This window comes from Streptomyces sp. NPDC057287 (assembly GCF_042667905.1).
GTDB lineage: Bacteria > Actinomycetota > Actinomycetes > Streptomycetales > Streptomycetaceae > Streptomyces.
Genome location: NZ_JBHUYV010000031.1, coordinates 26208 through 49251, shown reverse-complemented (window position 1 = coordinate 49251; position 23044 = coordinate 26208). Strand labels below are relative to the sequence as shown.

Sequence of the window (23044 nt, the reverse complement as noted above, 5' to 3'; positions counted from 1 at the left end):
ACGAAGGCCCCCGCCTCGGCGGGGGCCTTCGTCGTGCACGGGGCGGCGGACAGCCGCTCAGGCCGCGTTGCCCGGCCTGGGGAGCGGCTTGCCGTACCAGAGCTCGATCAGACGCGCCGCGATCGAGACGCCGAACGGCGGCAGCACCTCTCCCGAGTCGAACGCGGCCGTCAGGTCCTCGCGGGAGAACCAGCGGGCCTCCTCGATCTCCTCGCCGTCGACGGTGATCTCCGAGGACACGGCGCGCGCCATGAATCCGAGCATCAGGCTGGAGGGGAAGGGCCAGGGCTGGCTGGCGACGTACTCGACCTCGCCGACGGTGACCCCCGCCTCCTCGAACACCTCGCGGGCCACGGACTGCTCGATCGACTCCCCCGGCTCGACGAAGCCGGCGAGGGTCGAGAAGCGGCCCTCGGGCCAGTGCACCTGGCGTCCCAGCAGCGCACGGTCCTGGTCGTCGGTGACCAGCATGATCACCGCCGGGTCGGTCCGCGGGTAGTGCTCCGCACCACAGGCCTGGCAGCGGCGGATGTGACCGGCGGCCGCGATGACGGTGCGCTCGCCGCAGCGTGAGCAGAAGCGGTGCAGCCGCTGCCAGTTCTCGAGGGCGACCGCGTGCACCATCAGCCCGGCGTCGCGCGGGCCGAGGAGCAGCCCCGCCTCACGCAGTCCGGCGGGGCGTGCGGACTGGTCCATGCGGCCCGGCAACGAGTCCTTCTGGAGTGCGAAGTAGCGCACGCCCTCCTCGTCGGTGCCCAGGAAGTAGCGGTGGGTCTCGGTGACCGGTGCCTCGAAGGCAGGGGTCATGACGAGCTCGGTGCCGCCGTCGGGGGTGTCGTCGACGAGCGCCTGGCCCCCGGACACCACGAACACTCTGGTCGTCGGGTGGCTCCAGGCCGCGGCGAGCCACGCCTCGTCGAGCCGGTGGTGTGCGGCGCGGTCGATGCCGCTGGGCGCGGTGAAACCGATGGGACGGTCCGTGGTGGCGTTGTCGAAGGTGCTCACAGGTGCTTCCTACTCCCCCGGGGGTGGATCGGGCGTTCAGAGGATTCAGCGGAGTGCGTCGGCCAGCTCGCCCCACAGATGGGCGGCGGTCTCGACGCCCTTGAGGAGGAGGTCGAGCTCGACCTTCTCGTTCGGGCCGTGCCAGCCGTCGGACGGTACGGAGATGCCCAGGAAGAGGACGGGTGCGCCGAGCACGTCCTGCAGGTCGGCCGCCGGGCCCGAGCCCCCCTCGCGGGTGAAGAGGATCTTCGTCCCGAAGGCCCGGCCCATGGCGCGGGCGACGGCCTGGAGGGCGGGATGGTCCAGGGGCGTCAGACAGGGCCGGGTCGCGGGGGCGAAGGTGATGCGGTGGCGGACACCGGCCGGGATGCGGGCCTCGGCCCAGGTGCGGACAGCCTCCTGGATACGCTCCGGATCCTGTCCTGCGACCAGCCGGAAGCTCAGCTTCACCAGGGCGGACGCGGGGATGACGGTCTTGCTGCCCGCCCCCTGGTAACCGCCGCCGATGCCGTTGACCTCGGCGGTGGGCCGGGCCCAGATCCGCTCCAGGGTGGAGTAGCCGGCCTCGCCCGCGGTGGCGTGCGAGGCGGCCGTACGCAGCCAGGTGTCCTCGTCGAAGGGCAGTTCGGCGAAGAGGGCCCGCTCGGTTTCGGTGAGTTCGGCGACCCCGTCGTAGAAGCCCGGGACCGCGACCCTGCCCTCGGTGTCGTGGAGAGCGGCGACCAGGCGGGCGAGTGCGGTGGCGGGGTTGGGGACGGCACCGCCGAAGGACCCCGAGTGGATGTCCTGGCCGGGTCCGTGCAGCTCGATCTCGCACTCCGCGAGACCGCGCATGCCGGTGCAGACGGTGGGGGTGCTCTCGTCCCACATGCCGGTGTCGGAGACGATCACGACGTCGGCCGCGAGGCGGGCGGCCCGCTCCTCGGCCAGCGCGCGGAAGTGCGGCGATCCGGACTCCTCCTCGCCCTCGATCAGGAGCTTGAGGTGCACGGCTGGGGTCGTGCGGCCGGTCGCGGCGAGGTGGGCGCGGACGCCGAGTGTGTGGAAGAACACCTGGCCCTTGTCGTCGGCCGCGCCCCGTCCGTACATCCTGCCGTCGCGGATCACCGGGTCGAACGGGTCGGTGGTCCAGCCGTCCTCGCGGGCCGCGGGCTGCACGTCGTGGTGGCCGTAGACGAGGACAACGGGTGCGTCCGGGTCCTGCGACGGCCATTCGGCGAAGACCGCGGGCGCCCCGGGCGTCTCCCATGTCTCGGTGACCGGGAACCCGGTCTCCGCGAGCTTGGCGGACAGCCACTCCGCACTGCGCCGCACGTCCCCCGCATGCTCCGGCTGAGCCGACACCGACGGGATGCGCAGCCACTCGGCCAGGTCGTCGAGGAAGGCCGTGCGGTGCTGCTCGGTGTACGTACGGACGGCGCTGTCCGGGGTGTCGCTCATGCGGATGAGCCTATCGGCCCCGCGGAGGTGGCTCGGCCAGCAGGAGCTGCTCCAGCTCCTCCCGGCCCGGCAGCCCGGTGGGACGGGAGATCTCCCCTGTGCGCACGTAGAGGAAGGTCGCCGTGACCGCTTCCGGCGGAAGACCGTGCAGTTCGGCCCAGGCCAGGCGGTAGACGGCGAGCTGGAGCGGGTCGGCCGTGCGGTGCCGGGTGGTCTTCCAGTCGACGATCTCGTAGGTGTCGCCCCTGCGGTAGACGGCGTCGATCCGGCCTCGGATCACCCGGCCCCCGAGCGTGATCTGGAACGGCGTCTCGACGCTGTACGGAGTGCGCCGGGCGTACGCGGTGCGTTCGAAGGCCTCCTTGAGCTCGGCGAGATCACGCTCGTCGGCGATCTCCGCATCGCTCCCGTCCCCTCCGGGGAGTTCGTCAGGACCCAGCATGGGCAGCGGCAGTTCCTCGAACCGGGATTCGACCCAGGCGTGGAATCGGGTGCCCCGGCGGGCGGCGGGCTGCGGGGGGCGGGGCATGGGGCGCGCGAGCTCCCGCGCGAAGCCGTCGGGGTCGTCGGCGAGGTGCAGGAGCTGGGTGGCGGAGAGCGTGGCGGGGACGACGACGTCGTGCACGGTCGCGCGGGCACGGCGCAGCTCACCGGCGAGGGCGTCGAGGTCCCGGTCCCAGGAGGCGAGCGTGCGGGACTCCTCCGGTGTGAGGCCCGCGTCCGCGGGGGCGCGGGCGGCCGGTACGTGCGGGGCCGGCGCGGTCCGGTGCGGGAGCGGGCCCGACGTGACGTCCGGGGCCGGGCCGGTGCCGTCCGGAGCCGGTGCGGGACCGCCGTCCGGGAACGGTGCGGGGCCGCCGTCCGGGAACGGGTCGTCGTAAGGGGCCTCGGCTTCGTCGTGGAGCGGAGGCTCGTCCTCGTACGGGAGAAGGTCGGACGGCCCGTCGTCCTCGTACGGAGGCTCGTCGTCGTAGGGAGGCTCCTGCTCGTCCCCGGGCGCACCGGGACGTACGGGCGCCTCGTACACGTCCGGTACGGGCGTGGCCGCCAGGGCCTCCAGGTGGGCGAGCACCGTGTCCCGGGCAGCGCGGCGGCGGGCCATGGCGGTCGCGTCCAGCGGGAGCGGCCACGCCTGGTCGGCGCCCTGTGTCAGGAGCGCCGGATTCTCCTCGTCCTCCCCCGGCTCCTCCTCCCAGACCTCGATCTCGCCGTGCCCGGCCGCGCAGTGCTCGTACAGCGCGTCCAGGAACGCCGACGGCCCGCGCGGCTTCTTCTGGGACGGGCCCCACCAGTGGCCGGAGCCGAGGAGCAGGCTTCGGGGGCGGGTGAAGGTGACGTAGCCGAGGCGGAGCTCCTCGGTGTGCTGGTGTCCCTTCATCTCGTCCTTGAACGCCTTGAGGCCCTTGGCGTCGAAGGAGTCGAGGACGGGGAGCGTGGCGGCGTCGCCGCGCAGGGCGTGCGGGAGGACCTGGGACTGCGAGGTCCACGCGTCACGGGACTGCGTGCTGGGGAACTGGCCGGTGACGAGGCCGGGGACGGCGACGACGTCCCATTCCAGGCCCTTGGACTTGTGGGCGGTGAGGACCTTCACCGTGTTCTCGCCGCCGGGCAGGGCGTTGTCCAGCCCTTTCTCGTACTGCGCGGCGGTCCTCAGGAAGCCGAGGAAGGCGAGCAGGGTCGCGTCCTCGTCGACCGCGGCGAAGCCGGCCGCCACGTCGAGGAAGTTGGCGAGGGTCTCGCGGCGGCGTGCGGCCAGGGCGTGCGGCGACGCGGAGAGTTCGACTTCGAGGCCCGTCGTCGCGAGGACACGGTGCAGTACGTCCATGAGCGGGTCGGCCAGCACGCGGCGGAGGTCGCGGAGCTCGGTGGCGAGACGGGCGAAGCGGACACGCGCCTCCGCGGAGAACGGCAGCTGGTCGTCCTCGGACCCGCCCGACTCCAGGAAGGTGTCGAGGGCGTCGGCGAGCGAGATCACCTCGGCGGGGTCGATGCCCTCGACGGCTTCGGCGAGGCGCTGGTCCGGGTCGGTGCCGTCGTCGCCGGGGGCGGAGCGGTGGACGAGGAGGCGGGCACGCCGCCCCAGGAGGGCGAGGTCCCGGGGGCCGATCCGCCAGCGCGGTCCGGTGAGCAGCCGGACCAGGGAGGCGTTGGCCCCGGGGTCCTGGAGGACCTCGCAGACGGCGACGAGGTCGGCGACCTCGGGGAGGTGCAGCAGCCCGGACAGGCCCACGACCTCGACCGGGACGTCCCGGGCGACGAGGGCGGCCTGGATGCGCGGGAAGTCGCCCGCGGTGCGGCACAGGACGGCGATCTCCCCGGGCGCCGTACCGGTCCGCACGAGGTGGGCGAGCGAGTCACCGAGCCAGTCGATCTCCTCCGCGTGGGTGCGCAGGAGGGCGCAGCGGACCGTGCCGTCGCGCTCGGCCCCGGGTGCGGGGCGCAGCGCTTCGACCCCCTCGTGCATGGCGCGCAGGGGTTCGGCGAGGCCGTTGGCGAGATGGAGGAGGCGGCCTCCGCTGCGGCGGTTCTCGCTGAGGGAGTAGCGGGTGGCCGGGGTGCCGTCGGCATGCGGGAAGTGGTGCGGGAAGTCGTCGAGGTTGGCCACGGAGGCGCCGCGCCACCCGTAGATCGCCTGGCACGGGTCGCCGACGGCCGTGACGGCGTGACCCGTCGTGCCGTCCGCGCCTCCCCCGCCGAAGAGCGCGGCCAGGAGCAGCCGCTGGGCCACGGAGGTGTCCTGGTACTCGTCGAGCAGGACGACCCGGAATTCGTCGCGGAGGACGGCGCCGACCTCGGGCCTGGTGAGTGCCAGCTCGGCGGAGAGGGCGATCTGGTCACCGAAGTCCAGCAGATCGCGGCTGCGCTTGGCCGCACGGTAGCGCCGGGTCAGCTCGAGCAGCTCGCGGCGGGCCCCGGCCGTCTCCGGGATCTTGCGCAGCTCGGCGTTGGTGAGCCGGGCCGTCTCCAGGACCTGCAGCAGGCCGGTGTCGTGCTCCGCGAGCTGTTCGGGGCGTACGAGGTGTTCGGCGAGCTCCCCGTCCAGGGCCAGCAGGTCGCTGACGAGGGTGGAGAAGGACCGGGTCAGCGCCGGGTAGGGCCCGGGCGCCTCGCGCAGCACCCGGGCCGCGAGCTGGTAGCGGGTGGCGTCGGCGAGGAGCCGGGTGGTGGGTTCGAGGCCGATCCGCAGGCCGTGGTCGGTGAGGAGCCTGCCGGCGAAGGCGTGGTAGGTGGAGATGCTGGGCTCGCCCGGCGGGTTGTCCGGGTCGATGACGTCCGGGTCGGTGACCCCGGCCGCGACGAGGGCCTTGCGGACCCGCTCGGCGAGCTCACCGGCGGCCTTGTTCGTGAAGGTCAGGCCGAGGACCTGTTCCGGGGCGACCTGACCGGTCCCGACCAGCCAGACCACACGCGCCGCCATCACCGTGGTCTTCCCCGAGCCGGCTCCGGCCACGATCACCTGGGGGGCGGGCGGCGCGGTGATGCACGCCGTCTGCTCCGGGGTGAAGGGGATCCCGAGGAGCTCCTTGAGCTGCTCGGGATCGGTGATACGGGAGGACACTCCACAGAGGCTAACCGGACCCACCGACAACGCGGCCCCACGCCCGTCGCGCGAAGCTCCCACGCCCGTACCGAGCCCGTACCGAGCCGGCCCCGCGGACGGCGGCCGTCACTCGACGATCTGGCGGCCCTCGGGCTGGGCGCTGCACGACGCCTTGAAGGCGCAGTGGGTGCAGTGCTGCCCGGTCGTGGGCGTGAAGCGTTCGTCCAGGACCCGGCCGGCCGCCGTGGCCAGCAGGTCGGAGACCCATTCCCCCGAGAGCGGCTCCTGGGCCTGCACCTTGGGGAGGGCGTCGCCGCCCTCCTTCTTCGGGGCGGGCTGGCGCAGCTGGACGAGCTCGGCGCCGCCGGGTTCGGGGCGGCGGTCGAAGACCTCGTCGACGGCGCCTTCCCTGACCGCCAGCTGGTACACGGCGAGCTGGGGGTGGGCCGCCACCTCGTCCCTGGTCGGCGCCCCCTTGCCCGTCTTGAAGTCGACGACGTAGGCCCGGCCGTCCGTGTCCTGTTCGACCCGGTCCATGGAGCCCCGGATGCGCACGGCGTACTCACCCGCTTCGAGGGTGACGTCGAAATCGTGCTCGCTGGCGGCAGGGGTGCGTCCCGCGCGGTCCATGACGTGCCAGCGCAGGAAGCGTTCCAGGGCGGCGCGCGCCTGGCCCTTCTCCTGCTGCGACTTCCAGGGCGCGTCGAAGACCAGGCCGTCCCATACGGAGTCGAGGCGCTCCATCAGGACGTCCAGGTCGGCGGCGGTACGCCCGGAGGCCACCTCGTCGGCCAGGACGTGGACGACGTTGCCGAAGCCCTGCGCCGCCGTCGCCGGAGCGTCGGCCTTCACCTCGCGCCCCAGGAACCACTGGAGCGCGCAGGTGTTGGCGAGCTGGTCGAGCGCGCTCCCGGAGAGCGCGACGGGACGGTCCCGGTCGCGCAGCGGGACCTCGGAGCGGGTGGGTTCGTCCAGCCCCCACCAGCGGTACGGGTGGGCAGCGGGCACCAGTGGCCGGCCCTCGTCGTCGGTGAGCGCCGCGAGCCGGGCGAGCCGGTGGGCGGCGGCGTCACGCAGGGCTTCCGAGGCCGCGGGGTCGACGGTCGTCGCCCGGAGCTCGGCGACCAGCGAGGCCACCGCGAGCGGGCGGCGGGGGCGCCCGGTGACGTCCCGGGGCTCGACGCCGAGCTCGGAGAGGAAGCGCGAGGGCTGGTCGCCGTCGTCGGCGGGGGCCTTGACGGCGGTGACGACGAGACGTTCACGGGCCCGGGTCGCGGCGACGTAGAAGAGGCGGCGCTCCTCGGTCAGGAGGGCTCCCGGGGTCAGGGGTTCGGCCAGTCCGTCGCGCCCGATCCGGTCCGCCTCCAGGAGCGACCCCCGGCGGCGCAGGTCGGGCCAGAGGCCCTCCTGCACCTCCGCGACGACCACCAGACGCCACTCCAGCCCCTTGGAGCGGTGCGCGGTCATCAGACGGACGGCGTCGGGACGTACGGCACGACGGGACAGGGTGTCGGCGGCGATGTCCTGGGCGTCGACCTCCTCCAGGAAGTTGAGCGCGCCTCGTCCCCCGGTGCGCTCCTCGGCCCGGGCGGCGGTGTCGAAGAGGGCGCACACGGCGTCGAGGTCCCGGTCGGCGTTCCGGCCGCCCGCGCCGCCGCGCAGCGCCGCCCGCTCCAGCCGGCCGGGCCAGGGGGTGCCGTTCCACAGCGTCCACAGGGCTTCCTCCGCGGTGCCGCCGGCCTGGAGGAGCTCACGGGCCGTACTCAGGAGCGCGCCGAGCCGCTGGGCTCCGCGGGCGTACGCCGGGTCGTGCGTGACCAGTCGCTCGGGTTCGGCGAGCGCCCTGGCGAGCAGCTCCCCGGACGGCGGCGGTACGCGGTTCCCGGCGGCCCTCTCCTCGTCCCGCAGGGCGCGTCCGAGACGGCGCAGGTCGGCGGCGTCCATGGAGCCGAGGGGTGAGGCGAGGAGGGTCAGGGCGGTCTCCGTGCCGAGCGCGCCGGGTGGGGCCCCGTCGCTGCCGCCGCCGGACCCGTCCTCCTCGTCCTCGGGCGCGTCGGGGTGCAGCGCCGCGGTCGCGACGGTGCGCAGCGCGGTGAGGAGCGGGGCGACAGCCGGCTCGTGGCGCAGCGGGAGGTCGTCGCCGTCGACCTCCAGCGGGACTCCGGCTGAGGTGAGCGCACGGCGCACGGCGGGGATGGAACGGCCGCCGGCGCGCACGAGGACCGCCATGTCCCTCCAGGGCACGCCGTCCTCCAGGTGCGCGCGCCGGAGCAGATCGGCGATGTTGTCCAGCTCGGCGGAGGGCGTCGGGTAGGTGTACGCCTCGACGCGGCCGCCGTCGCGCACGGAGGACAGCTCACGGTGGGCGCGGACCTTGTCCGAGGGGAGGCGGGTGAGGGGCATCCTGCGGGTGAGCAGCCGGGTGGCTTCGAGCAGTTTCGCGCCGGAGCGGCGTGAGGTGGTGAGGACACCGACGGGGGCGGGTGCGCCGTCGGCGCGGCGGAAGGTGTCCGGGAAGTCGAGGATGCCGTTCACGTCGGCGCCCCGGAAGGCGTAGATCGACTGGTCGGGATCGCCGAAGGCGATCAGTGTCCGGCCGCCGCCGGTGCCGGGCGCGGTGCTCCCCCGGTTCCCGGCCAGTGCGTGCAGCAGCCGCACCTGCGCGGGGTCCGTGTCCTGGTACTCGTCGACCAGGACCACGTCGTAGCTCCGGGCCAGCTCCGCGGCCACCTCCGGCCGTTCGGCGAGCAGGACCGCGCGGTGGACCAGCTCCGCGTAGTCGAGGACGCCCTGGGCGTCCAGGACGTCCAGGTACTCGGCGAGGAACTGGGCTGCGGCGCTCCAGTCAGGCCGGCCGGTGCGGCGGGCGAAGGCGGCCAGTGCGTCCGGGCCGAGGCCCAGCTCACGGCTGCGGGCCAGCACCGCGCGCACCTCGTCGGCGAAGCCCCTGGTGGTCAGGCAGGCCCGCAGTTCGTCGGGCCAGCGGACGTGGGCGAGCCCGGCCCCCTCCAGGCCGAGCTGGCCGGCGAGGAGTTCACGGACTGTGACGTCCTGCTCGGGGCCGGAGAGCAGGCGCAGCGGATCGGCGAAGAGATCGGCGTCCTGGTGCGCGCGGACCAGGGCGTAGCAGTACGAGTGGAAGGTGGTGGCCTGCGGTCCCCTCGTCCCGCCGAGCCGGGCCGCCATCCTGTCGCGCAGCTCGACCGCCGCCTTGCGGCTGAAGGTGAGGACGAGGATGCGGGACGGGTCGGTCCCCCGGGCCACGCGTCGCGCGACGGCCTCGACCAGGGTCGTGGTCTTGCCGGTGCCCGGTCCGGCGAGGACCAGCAGCGGGCCGTCCCGGTGGTCGGCCACCGCGCGCTGCGGCGCGTCCAGGAAGGGGGAGTCCACGGAACCCGGCGGCGTACGCACCAGCCGGTACGCGCCCGGGGCCCGCCGCCGTGCCTGACGGTGCGGGCTGTTCCGGGTGGTGAAGGAGGAGCTCACGTGGTTCGCCGGTCCTGGTGGGTGTACTCGGTCTTTGCGGAGGGCTGGGCCCCGGTGGGTGCGAGTCGGTCTTTGCGGGGGCCAGGCCCCGGTGGGTGCGCCTCGGTCTGCGCGGGGGCCCGGCCTGATGGTGACGGCCGCCCGGGGCCGGCCCGGTCGTGACAGGGACGGAGAAGGGGGCGGAGCGTCCCCGCGTATGACGACGCTACGCCAGCGGCGGGGCGGAAATCAGGCGGTGGAGCGCGTCCCCCGTCACATGTGGGCGTCACCCGCGGTCCCGGCGCGCCGCGCACACCGGCCAGGCGCCCGTCCCTGCGGAGCCCGATGGCGGAAGCTGTCAGGTGTGAGCTTCCTCGCCCTGACCGCCGGTCACGCCGTCCCATCGGGCGCGCTTCATGTCGAGCCGCGGGACGTGCCCGTCCGTGCCGCGCGGGGCCTCGCGCAGCGGCGTGCCCTCCTCGCGGTAGTGGCCGAGCGCCCGCAGCTCGTGACCGGGCAGCAGCAGCCCGTCGGCCCGCACCACGCGCCACCAGGGCGCCGCGGAGCCGTACAGGGCCATCACCCGGCCCACCTGTCTCGGACCGCCGTCCCCGAGCCACTCCGCGACGTCGCCGTAGGTCATGACGCGGCCGGGCGGGACGAGGTCCGCCACGTCCAGGACGCGTTCGGCGTATGCGGGCAGCTCGGCGGTCACGGGGCTCGCGGGCGCGGCCCGGCCGCCGCTCGTCCGGTCTTGGCTCATCCGCCCCATCCTGCCGTACGCCACCGACAACCGCCCCCCGCCGGTGTCAGCCTCGTCACACTCCGTGCGCACGGGGGCGGAGCAGCGTATGTTGCGCATCGCGCCCGCGCAATGCACCCTGATGCCCCCCTCTGTCTGCAGGCCGTGCCACCATCATGCGGGCGGTGACCGGTGATACGAGAACACGAAGATCCATCAGAGGCTAAGGAGCAGGGCGTGCAGCCACCGAAGGCGGCGGACGCCTCCGACGCGGAGCCGCGCCCGGACGCGCCCGCCCGCACGGACGCCTCCGACACCTCGAACACGTCGGACACCCCTGAGACCGCGGCGGACGCCTCGGACACCGGGGAGACCTCGCGGTCGTCCCGGGGGCATCTCTCGGGCTCGACGCTCGCCTCGTCCGAGGCCGCGCTGAGCGACCGTGTCTCGGGTGACGAGCCGCTGCTGCCCGCCCGTGTGCACCGCCCCTCCGATCTGCTGAGGCTCCTCGTCGGGGTCCTCGCGATCGCCCTGCTCTTCGCCGTCGCCGCCTTCGCCCAGGGGACCACCACCGGCCTCGAGGACGACATCTCCAAGGGCACCGAGCAGGCCCCCGACCTGCTGATCAAGCTCGCCGGCCTGATGTCCAGCATCGCCGTGCTCCTGGTGCCGGTCGCCTTCGCGATCGAGCGCCTGGTCAAGCGCGACGGACTGCGGATCGCGGACGGCGTGCTCGCCGCCGTGCTGGCCCACGGAGTGACCCTCGCCACCGATCTCTGGGTGGCCCGGTCGGCCCCCGGGACGATCCGGGAGGCCCTGACCCAGCCCCAGCCGGGGGACGCGCTCACCGACCCGGTGCACGGATACCTCGCACCCGTCATCGCCTACATGACGGCGGTCGGGATGGCACGCAGACCGCGCTGGCGGGTCGTGCTGTGGGTCGTGCTGCTCCTGGACGCCTTCGCGATGCTGGTCGGCGGCTACACCACACCGTTCTCGATCGTCCTCACCGTGCTGATCGGCTGGACCGTGGCGTACGGCACTCTCTACGCGGTCGGCTCGCCGAACGTCCGTCCGACCGGCCAGCACCTGATGGCCGGTCTGCGCCACGTGGGCTTCCGTCCGGTGGCCGCGATGCGCACCGAGGACACCCACGACACCATCGACCAGAACGACCGGGGCCGTCGCTATCTGGTCACGCTGGAGGACGGGCCACCGCTGGACGTCACGGTCGTCGACCGCGAACAGCAGGCCCAGGGCTTCTTCTACCGGGTGTGGCGCAGGCTCACCCTGCGGAGCATCACCCAGCGCCGCTCCATCCAGTCGCTGCGCCAGGCCCTGGAGCAGGAGGCGCTCCTCGCGTACGCGGCGATCGCCGCCGGGGCCAACGCACCCAAGCTGATCGCCACGTCCGAGCTCGGACCCGACGCCGTGATGCTTGTCTACGAGCACATCGGAGGGCGCTCGCTGGACGCGCTGGAGGACGAGGAGATCACCGACGACCTGGTGCGGGGTGCCTGGCGGCAGGTGAGAGCGCTCCAGTCGCGCCGGATCGCCCACCGCAGGCTCACCGGCGACGCCATCCTGGTGGATCGTTCCGGCACGGTGTTCGTCACCGACCTGCGGGGCGGCGAGATCGCGGCCGGTGACCTGATCCTGCGCATGGACGTCGCCCAGCTGCTCACCACCACAGGGCTGCGTGTGGGTGCCGAACGGGCCGTCGCCGGGGCACTCGCCGTGCTCGGTCCGGACGCGGTCGCCGACTGCCTGCCGCTGCTCCAGCCGATCGCCCTGAGCCGGTCCACCCGGGCGACGCTGCGCAGGCTCGCCCGGGAGCGCTCGCAGCGCGAGCGCGAGGCGGTGCTCGAGGCCTCGCAGGCCGCCAAGCAGGCCAGGGCGGAGGAGCACGACGTCTCCGCGGCCAGCGACCGCAAGGCCGTCCGCAAGTCCCTGCGCACGGAGAAGCAGGCCGAGAAGCGGGCGATAGACGATGCCCTGGACGAGGCCCGCGAGGAGGACATGCTGGCTCAGATCCGCCGCCAGGTGCTGCTGATCAGGCCGCAGGCGCCGGTCGAACCGGTCCGGCTGGAGCGCATCAAGCCGCGTACCCTCTTCAGCTTCATCGCGGGTTCCATCGCGGCCTACTTCCTGATCTCGCAGGTCACCGAAGCCGACTTCGGCACGGTCGTGGAGCAGGCCGAATGGGGCTGGGTGGCGGCGGCGCTGGGTTTCTCGGCCCTGAGCTACATCGCCGCGGCCATGAGTCTGCTCGGCTTCGTGCCCGAGCGTGTGCCCTTCGGGAAGACCGTGCTGGCGCAGGTGGCCGGGTCGTTCGTGAAGATCGTGGCGCCGGCGGCGGTCGGCGGTGTGGCGCTCAACACCCGCTTCCTGCAACGCGCCGGGGTGCGCCCGGGACTCGCCGTCGCGAGCGTGGGCGCCTCCCAGCTCTTCGGTCTCGGCGCCCACATCCTGCTGCTGGCGCTGTTCGGCTACCTCACCGGGACGGAGAAGACCCCGGACTCGCTCACCCCGTCGAGGACGGTCATCGCGGGCCTGCTCACGGTCGCCGTGCTCGTGCTGGTGGTGACCGCGATCCCGTTCCTGCGGAAGTTCGTCGTCACCCGGGTGCGGTCGCTGTTCGCCGGCGTCGTACCGCGCATGCTCGACGTGGTGCAGCGTCCGCAGAAGCTGGTCACGGGCATCGGCGGCATGCTGCTGCTGACCGGGCTGTTCGTCATGTGCCTCGACGCGTCGATCCGCGCCTTCAGCGGTCCCGACGTGCCGCAGCTCAGCTACGCCAGCATCGCCGTGGTCTTCCTCGCGGGCAACGCCCTCGGGTCGGCGGCGCCCACGCCCGGCGGAATGGGCGCGGTCGAGGGCGCGCTGACCCTGGGTCTGATCGCGGTGGGCCTGCCGAAGGAGGTCGCCGCGCCGGCCGTGCTGCTGTACCGCGTGATGACGCTGTGGCTGCCGGTGCTTCCCGGGTGGATCTGCTTCAACCAGCTGACCCGCAAGGGCGAGCTCTAGAACGTATGCGCGAGGCGCGCCACTCGCATGGACCGCGCCCCGCGCGTTCCCCCGCGCCCCGCCGCACGATGGGTTCATGAGGACCTCTCCCGCTCTGCGTGCCGCCGCCCTCGTCGCCACCGCCACCGTGCTGCTGCCGCTGGCCGCCTGCTCGGACGACGGCGACGACGGAGGAACGGAGAAGGCGACCCCCACGGCCGCGTCGACGGCGTCCCCCACGGCGACGCCCGCGAAGCTGTCCTCCCAGAAGCTCGACTGGCAGCCCTGCCCGGCCCCCAACGAGGCCCAGGGCAGCGGTACGTCCCCTTCGCCCCTCCCGGGCGGGGCGTCCTGGCAGTGCTCCTTCATGGACGCCCCCCTCGACTACGGGGACCCGGGCGGCCGGACCATCGAGCTGGCGCTCATCCGCGCCGCCGCCAGGAACCAGGACCGGCGGATCGGCTCGCTGATCTTCAACTTCGGCGGGCCCGGCGCCTCCGGTGTCGCCACCCTGCCGTCCTTCGGAACCGACTACGACGCGCTGCGCACCCGCTACGACCTGGTCAGTTTCGACCCGCGCGGGGTCGGCCGCAGCGAGGGCGTCGAGTGCTCGGACGACGAGACGCTGGACGCCCGCTACGAGCAGGACGGCACCCCGGACGACTCCGCGGAGGAGAAGGCGTTCGTCGACGACCAGAAGGCGTACATCGCGGACTGCGAGGACAACTCCGGCGACGAACTGCCGTACGTCGGCACGACGAACGCGGCCCGGGACATGGACCTGCTGCGGCAGGTGCTCGGCGACGACAAGCTGTACTACTTCGGGATCTCGTACGGCACCGAGCTGGGCGGCGTCTACGCGCACCTGTACCCGAAGAACGTCGGCCGGGCCGTCCTGGACGCGGTCGTCGACCCCACGGAGGACTCCCTGGAGTCCTCGCTCGGCCAGGCCGAGGGCTTCCAGCTCGCCCTCGACAACTTCACGGCCGACTGCGCCGAGCGGGACGACTGCAAGCTCCCGGGAGCCACCTCCGAGGAGGTCCAGGACTGGATCGCCGATCTGCTCGCGAAGCTGGAGAAGAAGCCTGTACCGGGCCTCGGTGACCGGGAGCTGACGGAGACCCAGGCCACCACCGGCATCGCGTCGGCCCTCTACTCCAAGGAGACCTGGCCTCTGCTCGAACAGGGCCTCGACGAGGCGGACGGTGACAACGGCGGCCTGCTGCTCGCCCTCGCCGACTCGCTGAACGGCCGCTCCGAGGACGGGCACTACGACAACTCGAACGCCGCCAACACCGCCATCAACTGTGCGGACTCCAAGCAGCGGTACACCCTGGAACAGACCCGGAAGGCGCTCCCCCGGTTCCGCGAGGCCTCCCCCGTGTTCGGCGACTACCTGGGCTGGGGGCTGATGGCCTGCACCGGCTGGCCCGTCGCGGGCGCCTGGAACACTCCGGACGTCAGCGCGCCCGGCTCGGCCCCGATCCTGGTCATCGGCAACACCGGGGACCCGGCGACGCCGTACGCCGGCGCGAAGGCGATGGCCGCCGAGCTCGGCAAGGGGGTCGGGATCGAGCTCACGTACAAGGGCGAGGGCCACGGGGCGTACAACGGCGGAAGCACCTGCGTGCAGAGGGCCGTGGACAGCTATCTGCTCGCGGGGAAGGTGCCGAAGTCGGGAACGGTCTGCGGGTGACCGCTCGTTGGACGGCGTGACATCGGGCCGCTTGCGAGGGCCGCCGGGTCACGCGGCCGCCCGTCGGACGGCCGGACTTCGGGGACACCGGACCGCTCCGGTCGTCGCCCTCACGGCACGGGGGAGGAAGCGCGCATGCGCGTACGTGGACGGGCCCGCGCCGGTGCGGCGGCCGCCCTGCTGGTGACGGCGGTCCTCACGGGGTGCGACGACGGCCCGGCGCCCCCGAGGCCGTCGGAGGGCTCGGCACCGCAGACGTCCCGGGATCCGTCGCCCGGCACTCCCACCGCGGTCCGGCCGCTGGACTGGAAACGCTGTGACGCGCCGGAAGGCGGTACCGCGCCCGGTACCGCCTGGCGGTGCGCCACCCTCGACGTACCCCTGGACCACGCGGATCCGGACGGGGAGACGATCGGCATCGCCCTGATCCGGAGAGCCGCCACCAGTAAGAGCGAGCGGCTCGGATCGCTGCTCTTCAACTTCGGCGGACCCGGCGGCTCCGGAGTGGACATCCTGCCGCGCGCCGCCTCCTCGTACAGGGAGCTCAACACCCGCTACGACCTGGTGGGCTTCGACCCCCGCGGGGTCACAGCCGACGCGCGGGTCCGCTGCCGCGGCGACAAGGAAGAGGAGAAGGCCTACCGCGAGGTCGACATGACCCCGGAGACGGCCGCGGAGGAAGCCGCCTTCATCGCGGACGGCACGGACTTCGCCGCCGGCTGCGGACGCCTCTCCGGCGCGCTCCTCCCCCACGTCGGCACCACGAGCGCCGCCCGGGACATGGACGCGATCCGCCGGGCGCTCGGGGACAGGAAGCTGTCGTACTTCGGCATCTCGTACGGCACGGAGCTCGGCGGGACCTACGCGCACCTCTTCCCGGAGACCGTGGGAAGGGTCGTGCTCGACGCCGTCGTCGACCCGACGGCGGACACGGTGGGCCACGCCCGCAACCAGGCGACCGGCTTCCAGCGGGCCCTGGAGAACTACCTGAAGGACCGCGGCCAGGATCCCGCGGCGGGCACACGGCGCATTGCGGCGCTGCTGGAGCGGATCGACAAGGACCCGTTGCCGACCGCCTCCGGGCGCGAGCTCAACGAATCGCTCGCCGTCACCGGCATCGTGACCCCCCTCTACTCCAGGAGCAGCTGGCCGTCGCTGACGGCCGCGCTCGACGAGGCGGCGGACAGGGGCAGGGGCGACCGGCTGCTCCGGCTGGCCGACTCGTACAACGGCCGCGACGAGCACGGGCACTACGACACCCGGAGCCATGCGCAACGGGCGATCTCCTGCGCCGACGCCAGGGCGCGGCCGACGGCGGCCGAGGCCCGGGCGCTGCTCCCCGAGTTCCGGGAGCTGTCCCCTGTCTTCGGCCCGTTCCTGGCCTGGGACACGGCCGGCTGGTGTGCGGGGTGGCCGGTCGAGGGCGAGCGCGACACCCCGGAGGCGAGCGCCCCGGGCGCCGCCCCGATCCTGGTGATCGGCACGACCGGCGACCCGGCGACCCCGTACGAGGGCGCGCAGAGGATGGCCGACGAGCTGGGTGAGGGTGTCGGCGTCATGCTGACCAACGAGGGCGAGGGGCACGGCTCGTACGGCGAGAGCGCGTGCGTGACCTCACTCGTCGACGCCTACTTCCTGGAGGGGAAGGTCCCGGAGGACGGGCGCACCTGCTCCTGACCGCGTCCCGGCGGACGGGCGCACCCTGCTTCTGACCGCGTCATGGCGCACGAAGGGGCCGGCTCCGTCGCCGGAGCCGGCCCCTTCGTCACATCACAGGTCTAGTAGACCGGCTTCTCGGGCTCGATCTGGTGGACCCAGCCGATGACGCCGCCGCCGACGTGCACCGCGTCGGCGAAGCCCGCCGACTTGAGGACCGCGAGGACCTCCGCACTGCGGACACCGGTCTTGCAGTTCAGGACGATGCGCCTGTCCTGCGGAAGGTCCTGGAGGGCGTTGCCCATCAGGAACTCGTTCTTCGGGACCAGCCGGGAGCCCGGGATCGAGACGATCTCGTACTCGTTGGGCTCGCGGACGTCGATGATCTCGATCTTCTCGTCGCCGTCGATCCACTCCTTGAGCTGCTTGGGAGTGATCGTGGAACCGGCCGCCGCCTCCTGGGCCTCCTCGGACACGACGCCGCAGAAGGCCTCGTAGTCGATGAGCTCGGTGACGGTGGGGTTCTCGCCGCACACGGCGCAGTCGGGGTCCTTGCGGACCTTGACCTGGCGGTACTGCATCTCCAGCGCGTCGTAGATCATCAGGCGGCCGACCAGCGGGTCGCCGATGCCGGCGAGCAGCTTGATGGCCTCGTTGACCTGGATGGAGCCGATGGACGCGCAGAGCACGCCCAGGACACCGCCCTCGGCGCAGGACGGAACCATGCCGGGGGGCGGCGGCTCCGGGTAGAGGCAGCGGTAGCAGGGGCCGTGCTCGGACCAGAAGACGGAGGCCTGACCGTCGAAGCGGTAGATCGAGCCCCAGACGTACGGCTTGTTCAGCAGGACCGCGGCGTCGTTGACGAGATAGCGGGTGGCGAAGTTGTCCGTGCCGTCCACGATCAGGTCGTACTGGGCGAAGATCTCCATCACGTTCTCGGCTTCGAGCCGTTCCTCGTGGAGGATCACGTTCACCAGCGGGTTGATGCCCAGCACGGAGTCCTTGGCGGACTGCGCCTTGGACCGGCCGATGTCGGCCTGGCTGTGGATGATCTGGCGCTGCAGGTTCGACTCGTCGACCTCGTCGAACTCCACGATGCCGAGCGTGCCGACACCGGCAGCGGCCAGGTACATCAGCGCCGGCGAGCCGAGGCCGCCGGCGCCGACACAGAGCACCTTCGCGTTCTTCAGCCGCTTCTGTCCGTCCATCCCGACATCCGGGATGATCAGGTGGCGGGAGTACCTGCGGACCTCGTCGACGGTGAGCTCAGCAGCTGGCTCGACCAGGGGTGGCAGCGACACAGGAACCTCAACAATGCAGGTGGTCGGTTTCTACGTACTTCATCTACGTACGGTTGTTCTCCCGTAACACTGCCACGCCCCTCCTCATTCCGAGATACCGGGTCCGATCCGCGAGACGAATTCGTCCCAGTAGCTGGGCAGTGCCGCGAATGGATCGCTTTGTCCCTTCGCTCCGTCCCGGTCCGTGAAGAAGATCGTGCCCGCGCCCTGCCAGCGGGCGATACGCATGGCCTCCTCCAGGTGCGTGCGCGGGACCCCGTGGACGAAGTGGGCGAAGCGGCCCGGTTCGTAGGCGGCGGTCCACTCGGCCACCTGCGACCAGCGGTAGTCGGTCCAGGCTCCCCGGAAGGTGACCAGCTGGTCGGCGGCCTCGGCGTAGCCCGGGTGCGGATGGGTGCCGTGGCCCAGGACCAGGCGTCCGCCCTCCTGGTCCGCGCTGTCGCTGTCGGCGAGCAGGGCGGCCAGGGTGCTGGTGAGCCGGCGGACGGCCTGGAGCCCGTCACGCTCGGCCGGGCAGTGGTCCAGGTAGAAGCCGCCGACCCGGTACCAGTCGAGGTAGGACTGGGCGTCGGCGACCAGCTCACCGAAGGGGCGGCTGCCGAAGGCCAGGTCGATGTGTCCGAGCAGCCGTCCCCCCGCTGCCCGGACGCTGTCCTCGGGCACTTCCCCGTGCAACGCGCGCTCGCGGGCGTTGCGCAGCCGCCCGGCAGCCTCCAGGCAGTGCGGGTCGGGCCGCGCGCCCGGGCCGTCGTCGATGTTGAGGACCGCCCAGTGCAGCGGGGTCCCGGGCCGGTTCAGCCCGGCCCACTCCGCGGGCGCCAGCAGCGGATGGGCGTATCCGGGCACGCCGACGCCGAGCCGGTCCGCGCCGCCGGTCCGCAGCGCGGGACCGGTGCTGGTCAGATGCGGCATGCGGCCTCCATCCAGATGTCCGCGAGGGACTCCTCCAGATTGATCCGGGGACGCCAGCCGAGCCGGTCCCTGGCGGTGCGCACATCGGCCTGCTGCCAGGTACCGCAGCCGTCGGGGTAAGGGGAGGGGGTCGCCGCGAGGTGCTCCACGACCGACTCGGTGGAGGCGCGGGGGGCACCGATGGGGAGCCGGGCGGGGGGCGCGTCGAGCTCGTGGAGCGCGCCCGCGTATCCGGCGACCCTGGCGAGGACCGCCGCCGCGTCGCGCAGCCGTACGGCCCTGCCGGTGCCGATGTTGACGACGCCCTGGGCGGCGGAGAGCGAGGCGGCGTGCACGGCGCGCGCCACGTCGCGTACGTCGACGAAGTCGCGCTGCACCCCGAGGCCGCTGAGCTTCAGCTCGGGGTCGCCGGACTGCATGGCGCGGCGCATCGTCTCGGCGAGCCGGCCGAGCGGGGAGCCTGCCGGGGTTCCCGGCCCCACCGGTGAGAAGACCCGCAGCACGACCGCGTCCAGTCCGGAGCCGAGGACCAGCTCCGTGGCGGCCAGCTTGCTGACGCCGTACGGGCCGCCGGGCCGGGGCACCGCGTCCTCGGCGGTGGACGAACCGGGCTGCGAGGGTCCGTATTCGGAGGCGCAGCCGACCTGGACGAGCCGTGCGCTGCAGCCGCTTCGGCGCATGGCCTCGCAGACGGTGGCCACGGCGACGGTGTTGTGGCGCGTGAGATCCCGGGCTCCGCCGCGGGTGGCACCCGCGCAGTTGACGACGACCCCGGGGTGGACGGCGTCCAGGAAGCGGGTGAGCGCTCCGGGGCTGCCGCCCGCGAGGTCGAAACGCACGTCGGCGTCGTCGCCGCGGCCGAGAGCCGTGAGGTGCACAGCGGGGTCGGCGAGCAGGCGGTCGGCGACGAAGCGGCCGAGGAATCCGTTGGCTCCGAGCAGCAGAACCCTCATCGCGCACCCCTTCGGTGCCGACGGCGCGCTGCCGGTGCGGGGGACTGGGGGGTCATGTCCGGTGTCTCCTTGAGGAAGGTGTGTGCGGTACGGGGAACCCGCGGCGTCGGCTCCGCGGGGTGGGGCGGCGCCCTCAGGCCGAGGCGTGGGCGGACGCCCGGGTGAGGGTGACCGATGCGTGGACCAGCAGCCCGAATGCGGCGATGCCGCACGCGAGGACCTGTACGCCGCCGGGGCCGGCCGCGGCGACGACCGCGTCGACCGGCCGGGCGAGGAGGTCGAGGCCGGGCAGCCGCCCGGCGAGGACCAGGAAGGGGGCCGCCACCTCGGCGGCGCAGGCCGCGGCGAGTGCGGTGGCGGCGGGTTCGGGGAAGCCGTGGACGGCCAGCAGCCGGGCCAGGAAGAGCAGGACGCCGAGAGCGGCGGGGCCCGCCGGGCCGGGTCCGGGGCCGGGGTGGCCGAGGTCGGCGAGATGGAGGAGTGCGGTGAGCGCGCCGAGGAAGAGCGCGACGACGCCGAAGAGGAGGGGGCGCACACCGGCGCCGAACTCCGCCAGGGCGTGGGAGCCGGCGAGCCGGTGGTGCGCGTGCCCGGCGAACAGGTGGGCGCACCAGGCCGCGGGGGCGAGGGCCGATGCCAGCCCGAGCAGCGGTGCGGGAGCCGCGGTCCAGTGGCCGTCGGGGCCGCCGCTGATGACCTGGGCGAGCAGGTCGTCGCCGTACACGACGTAGCCGAGGAGCCAGCAGACGTACAGCGTGACGCCCCCGGCGCCGTCCGGCGCGCGCAGCGGGCCGCCGCGCAGGCAGAGCCGCAGCCCGAGGAGGACGAGCAGCGCGCCGGCGGCGGTCACCGCGAACCGGGCTTCGCCGCCCAGCACCCCCTCGGTGACCCTGAGGGCTCCGGCGGTGGCGAGGCAGGCGGCCCCGGGCAGCAGCGCGGAGAGGGTCCATCCGGCCCGCGTGTCCTTGCCGGGGTACGGCCGGGACCGGGGGGCTCGGGGGGCGTGCCTGCGCGCGCCGGGCACACGGGCGTAGAGCTCCTCGGCGAGCGAGAAGACGTCGCGGTGCCGGTAGCGCGCGGCGGTCCGGTCGGTGAGCCCGTGGGCCTCCAGGCCGGCGGCGATCTCCAGGGGGTCGACGGCACGCTCGCAGAGGTCCCGGTGCCGGTGCATGAGCACCTTGACGGGGTCCGCGGGTCCGCGCCGGGCGGCCGGCCTGCGGGCGGGGTGGTAGGCGATCTCGGGTGCCCGGACGGCGGAACGGACCGCTCCCGGCCGCGCGTCCGCCGCCTCTCCCCCGGCGTCCGGAGCAGGGGCGTCGGTCGGTCTGCCCATCGGGGCTCCTCCGTGGTCGTGGCCGCTCGTCTCGTCACGCATCGCCGTCACCCGCCCCGCGTGCGCCCGCGCACACGGCTTCCGCGGCGACGGCCCAGCTCGGCACCCGGGGCGCGCGCGCACCTGCGGAGACCGGCTCGGGAGGCAGGGCTCCCAGCACATGGGCCTCCGGGGGCGTGGCGAAGGGGCGCGGCGGGCCTGCCGGGTCCCGGGGGTCGGCCGGTGAGGACCAGCGGGCCGGGGCCTGCCCCACCAGGTCCAGGTAGATGCCGCGAAATGCCGCGAGGTTCTGGTCCACGGTGAAGAGTTCGAGCGCCCTGGCACGCGCCGCCGCGCCCAGGCGCGCACGGCGCTCGGGGTCGCGCAGGAGCGCGACACAGGCATCGGCGAGCGCCCGCGGATTGCGCGGGGGCACCACCAGCCCCGTACCGCCGACGATCTCCACCACTGCTCCCACGTCCGTCGAGACGGTGGCCCGGCCGCAGAACATCGCCTCCACCAGGCTGATGGGAAAGCCCTCGACGACGCTGGACAGCACGACGACTCCGCCCGCGGCGTAGGCCTCCGCGAGGTCGGGTACCTCGGGGCCGCCGATCTCCTCGAAGGTGACCGGGTTGTCGCCCTCGGCATGGGCGTCCGCGGCCTCGTCGGGGAAGAGCTGGGCGGCGAGAGCCCTGCAGTGGGCCAGGTAGGTGTCGCTCTCCGCCCCCTGCGCCGGAGCGCCGAAGATCCGCAGGCGGGCTTCCGGCTCGGCCCTGCGCACCTCGGCGAAGGCGTGCAGCAGGGCGATGAGGTCCTTGGCGGGTTCGATCCGCCCGATCCACACCACCGTGCCGGGACCGCCGTCGTCGTCGCCTTCCCCCACGGCTCCGAAGCGCTCCGCCTCCATGCCCGGGTAGACGGTGCGCAGCTTGGCCCGGTCGGCACCGAAGCGCTCCTGCCAACGGCGCACATGGGTGTTGCCGGGGGTGATGAGCGCTGCCTGCCGGTACACCTCGGAGGCGAGCAGCCCGTGGAAGTTGGCCAGCAGGGCGCGCACCGGCGCACCGAGCTCCGCTCCGGGCGCCGCGAGGTAGTGGGCCCGCAGCGGTACGCCGTGCTCCGTCACCAGCAGAGGCACGCCGAAGAAGCGTTTGGCCAGCAGTCCCGGAAGAGCCGCCGCGCCGCCCGACGCCGCATGGCAGAGGTCGACCGCGCCGAGCCCGTCCTCGTCGTACCAGTCGAGGGAGAGGGGGCGCAGCGCACGCTCCAGCTCGGCCGTGAAGGCGAGGTAGTCGGGCACGGTGGCACTGTGGACGGTCCGCCCGGTCCCCGGAGCGCGGCAGGCCGACTCCACGATGCGTACGGTCGTCTCGGAGCGCAGGGCGGTCCGCAGCCCGCCGCGCTCCCGGGCCAGTTCGGCGAGTCCGTAGAGACCGTCCGCGAAGAGCCCCGACGCCGCCCCGGCGTCGGCGCCGCCGGATTCCGGCCCGGTCTCCGTACCCGCGCGGACGGCCTCGACGAGCGCCGTCACATGCGCCGTGAAGCACCGCCGGTCACGGCGTCCGTACGACCGCCCCAGGCCTGTGGCGAGTCTTCCCGTGAGGCCTCTGGGACGGCCGGGGTGACGGGTGTCCTCCTCGTGCGTCCACAGCGGCGCCGTCCGCACCCGTCCGATCCTGTCGGGAAGCCTGACCCAGCCCTGTTGTTCCTGGTCGGCGGAGCGGCTGAGGGCGAAGAGGTCGAACTCGTGCTGGGGAAGACCGCGCACCAGGCGGTCGCACCAGAGTCTGGACTCACCGGTCGCATACGGATAACCACCGTCCGTGAGGAGTCCGATCCGCACGAGCACACCCCCGATCTCCCTTGTGGGCAGCCGCCGTTGATCGGCGACTCGCAGCGGGACGACCGTATGCGGATACAGAGGTGGGGGGGGGGGGGGGGTGGTGGGGGCCCCACAACAAGCAGCGGAGATAGGGGGAATAAAACCCCCCACCCCGGGTCGTGTGATTGAT

General features: G+C 73.5%; 13 protein-coding genes. 3 read left to right on the top strand and 10 right to left on the bottom strand.

The features are described 5' to 3' along the window. Positions 1 to 57: 57 nt before the first annotated feature. The 5 genes from nudC to ACFUNE_RS36600 all read right to left on the bottom strand — a co-directional run bounded on the left by nudC (position 58) and on the right by ACFUNE_RS36600 (position 10214). A complete protein-coding gene (gene nudC, locus ACFUNE_RS36620; RefSeq protein ID WP_383577159.1) occupies positions 58 to 1005 on the bottom strand; it encodes an NAD(+) diphosphatase in 948 nt (315 codons plus the stop codon). A gap of 45 nt (positions 1006 to 1050) precedes the next feature. Next, positions 1051 to 2445, bottom strand: a complete 1395-nt coding sequence (locus ACFUNE_RS36615) for a dipeptidase (RefSeq protein ID WP_383577157.1) — start codon at positions 2443 to 2445, stop codon at positions 1051 to 1053. Between the two features lie 10 nt (positions 2446 to 2455). Further along, positions 2456 to 6004, bottom strand: a complete 3549-nt coding sequence (locus ACFUNE_RS36610; RefSeq protein ID WP_383577155.1) for a UvrD-helicase domain-containing protein — start codon at positions 6002 to 6004, stop codon at positions 2456 to 2458. Between the two features lie 108 nt (positions 6005 to 6112). After that, the gene (locus tag ACFUNE_RS36605) at positions 6113 to 9472 is read right to left on the bottom strand and encodes an ATP-dependent helicase (RefSeq protein ID WP_383577153.1); all 3360 of its coding nucleotides are present in this window, start codon (positions 9470 to 9472) and stop codon (positions 6113 to 6115) included. Positions 9473 to 9809: 337 nt separating this feature from the next. Beyond that, positions 9810 to 10214 carry an MGMT family protein gene (locus tag ACFUNE_RS36600; protein WP_383577151.1) on the bottom strand — a complete coding sequence of 135 codons (405 nt, stop codon included), beginning with the start codon at positions 10212 to 10214 and terminating at the stop codon, positions 9810 to 9812. Between the two features lie 171 nt (positions 10215 to 10385). On the opposite strand from ACFUNE_RS36600, the gene ACFUNE_RS36595 reads away from it, so the two are divergent. The 3 genes from ACFUNE_RS36595 to ACFUNE_RS36585 all read left to right on the top strand — a co-directional run bounded on the left by ACFUNE_RS36595 (position 10386) and on the right by ACFUNE_RS36585 (position 16572). Next, positions 10386 to 13220 (top strand): lysylphosphatidylglycerol synthase domain-containing protein, encoded by a 2835-nt coding sequence (locus ACFUNE_RS36595; RefSeq protein ID WP_383577149.1) that lies wholly within the window; start codon positions 10386 to 10388, stop codon positions 13218 to 13220. 76 nt (positions 13221 to 13296) lie between these two features. After that, the gene (locus ACFUNE_RS36590) at positions 13297 to 14895 is read left to right on the top strand and encodes an alpha/beta hydrolase (RefSeq protein WP_383577147.1); all 1599 of its coding nucleotides are present in this window, start codon (positions 13297 to 13299) and stop codon (positions 14893 to 14895) included. A gap of 135 nt (positions 14896 to 15030) precedes the next feature. Continuing rightward, positions 15031 to 16572, top strand: coding sequence for an alpha/beta hydrolase (locus ACFUNE_RS36585; RefSeq protein ID WP_383577145.1), 1542 nt, complete (start codon positions 15031 to 15033; stop codon positions 16570 to 16572). A gap of 101 nt (positions 16573 to 16673) precedes the next feature. Here the strand turns inward: ACFUNE_RS36585 and moeZ are convergent, their stop codons facing one another. The 5 genes from moeZ to ACFUNE_RS36560 form a co-directional block, all read right to left on the bottom strand. Further along, positions 16674 to 17852, bottom strand: coding sequence for an adenylyltransferase/sulfurtransferase MoeZ (gene moeZ / locus ACFUNE_RS36580; protein WP_383577143.1), 1179 nt, complete (start codon positions 17850 to 17852; stop codon positions 16674 to 16676). Positions 17853 to 17936: 84 nt separating this feature from the next. Further along, a complete protein-coding gene (locus tag ACFUNE_RS36575) occupies positions 17937 to 18764 on the bottom strand; it encodes a spherulation-specific family 4 protein (RefSeq protein ID WP_383577142.1) in 828 nt (275 codons plus the stop codon). After that, positions 18752 to 19717 carry an NAD-dependent epimerase/dehydratase family protein gene (locus tag ACFUNE_RS36570; protein WP_383577140.1) on the bottom strand — a complete coding sequence of 322 codons (966 nt, stop codon included), beginning with the start codon at positions 19715 to 19717 and terminating at the stop codon, positions 18752 to 18754. The genes ACFUNE_RS36575 and ACFUNE_RS36570 overlap by 13 nt, the downstream gene beginning before the upstream one ends. A 133-nt stretch (positions 19718 to 19850) precedes the next feature. Next, positions 19851 to 21050: a hypothetical protein gene (locus ACFUNE_RS36565; protein WP_383577138.1), complete on the bottom strand. Its 1200-nt coding sequence runs from the start codon at positions 21048 to 21050 to the stop codon at positions 19851 to 19853. 34 nt (positions 21051 to 21084) lie between these two features. Then, a complete protein-coding gene (locus ACFUNE_RS36560) occupies positions 21085 to 22875 on the bottom strand; it encodes a DUF3492 domain-containing protein (RefSeq protein WP_383577136.1) in 1791 nt (596 codons plus the stop codon). Positions 22876 to 23044 lie beyond the last annotated feature (169 nt).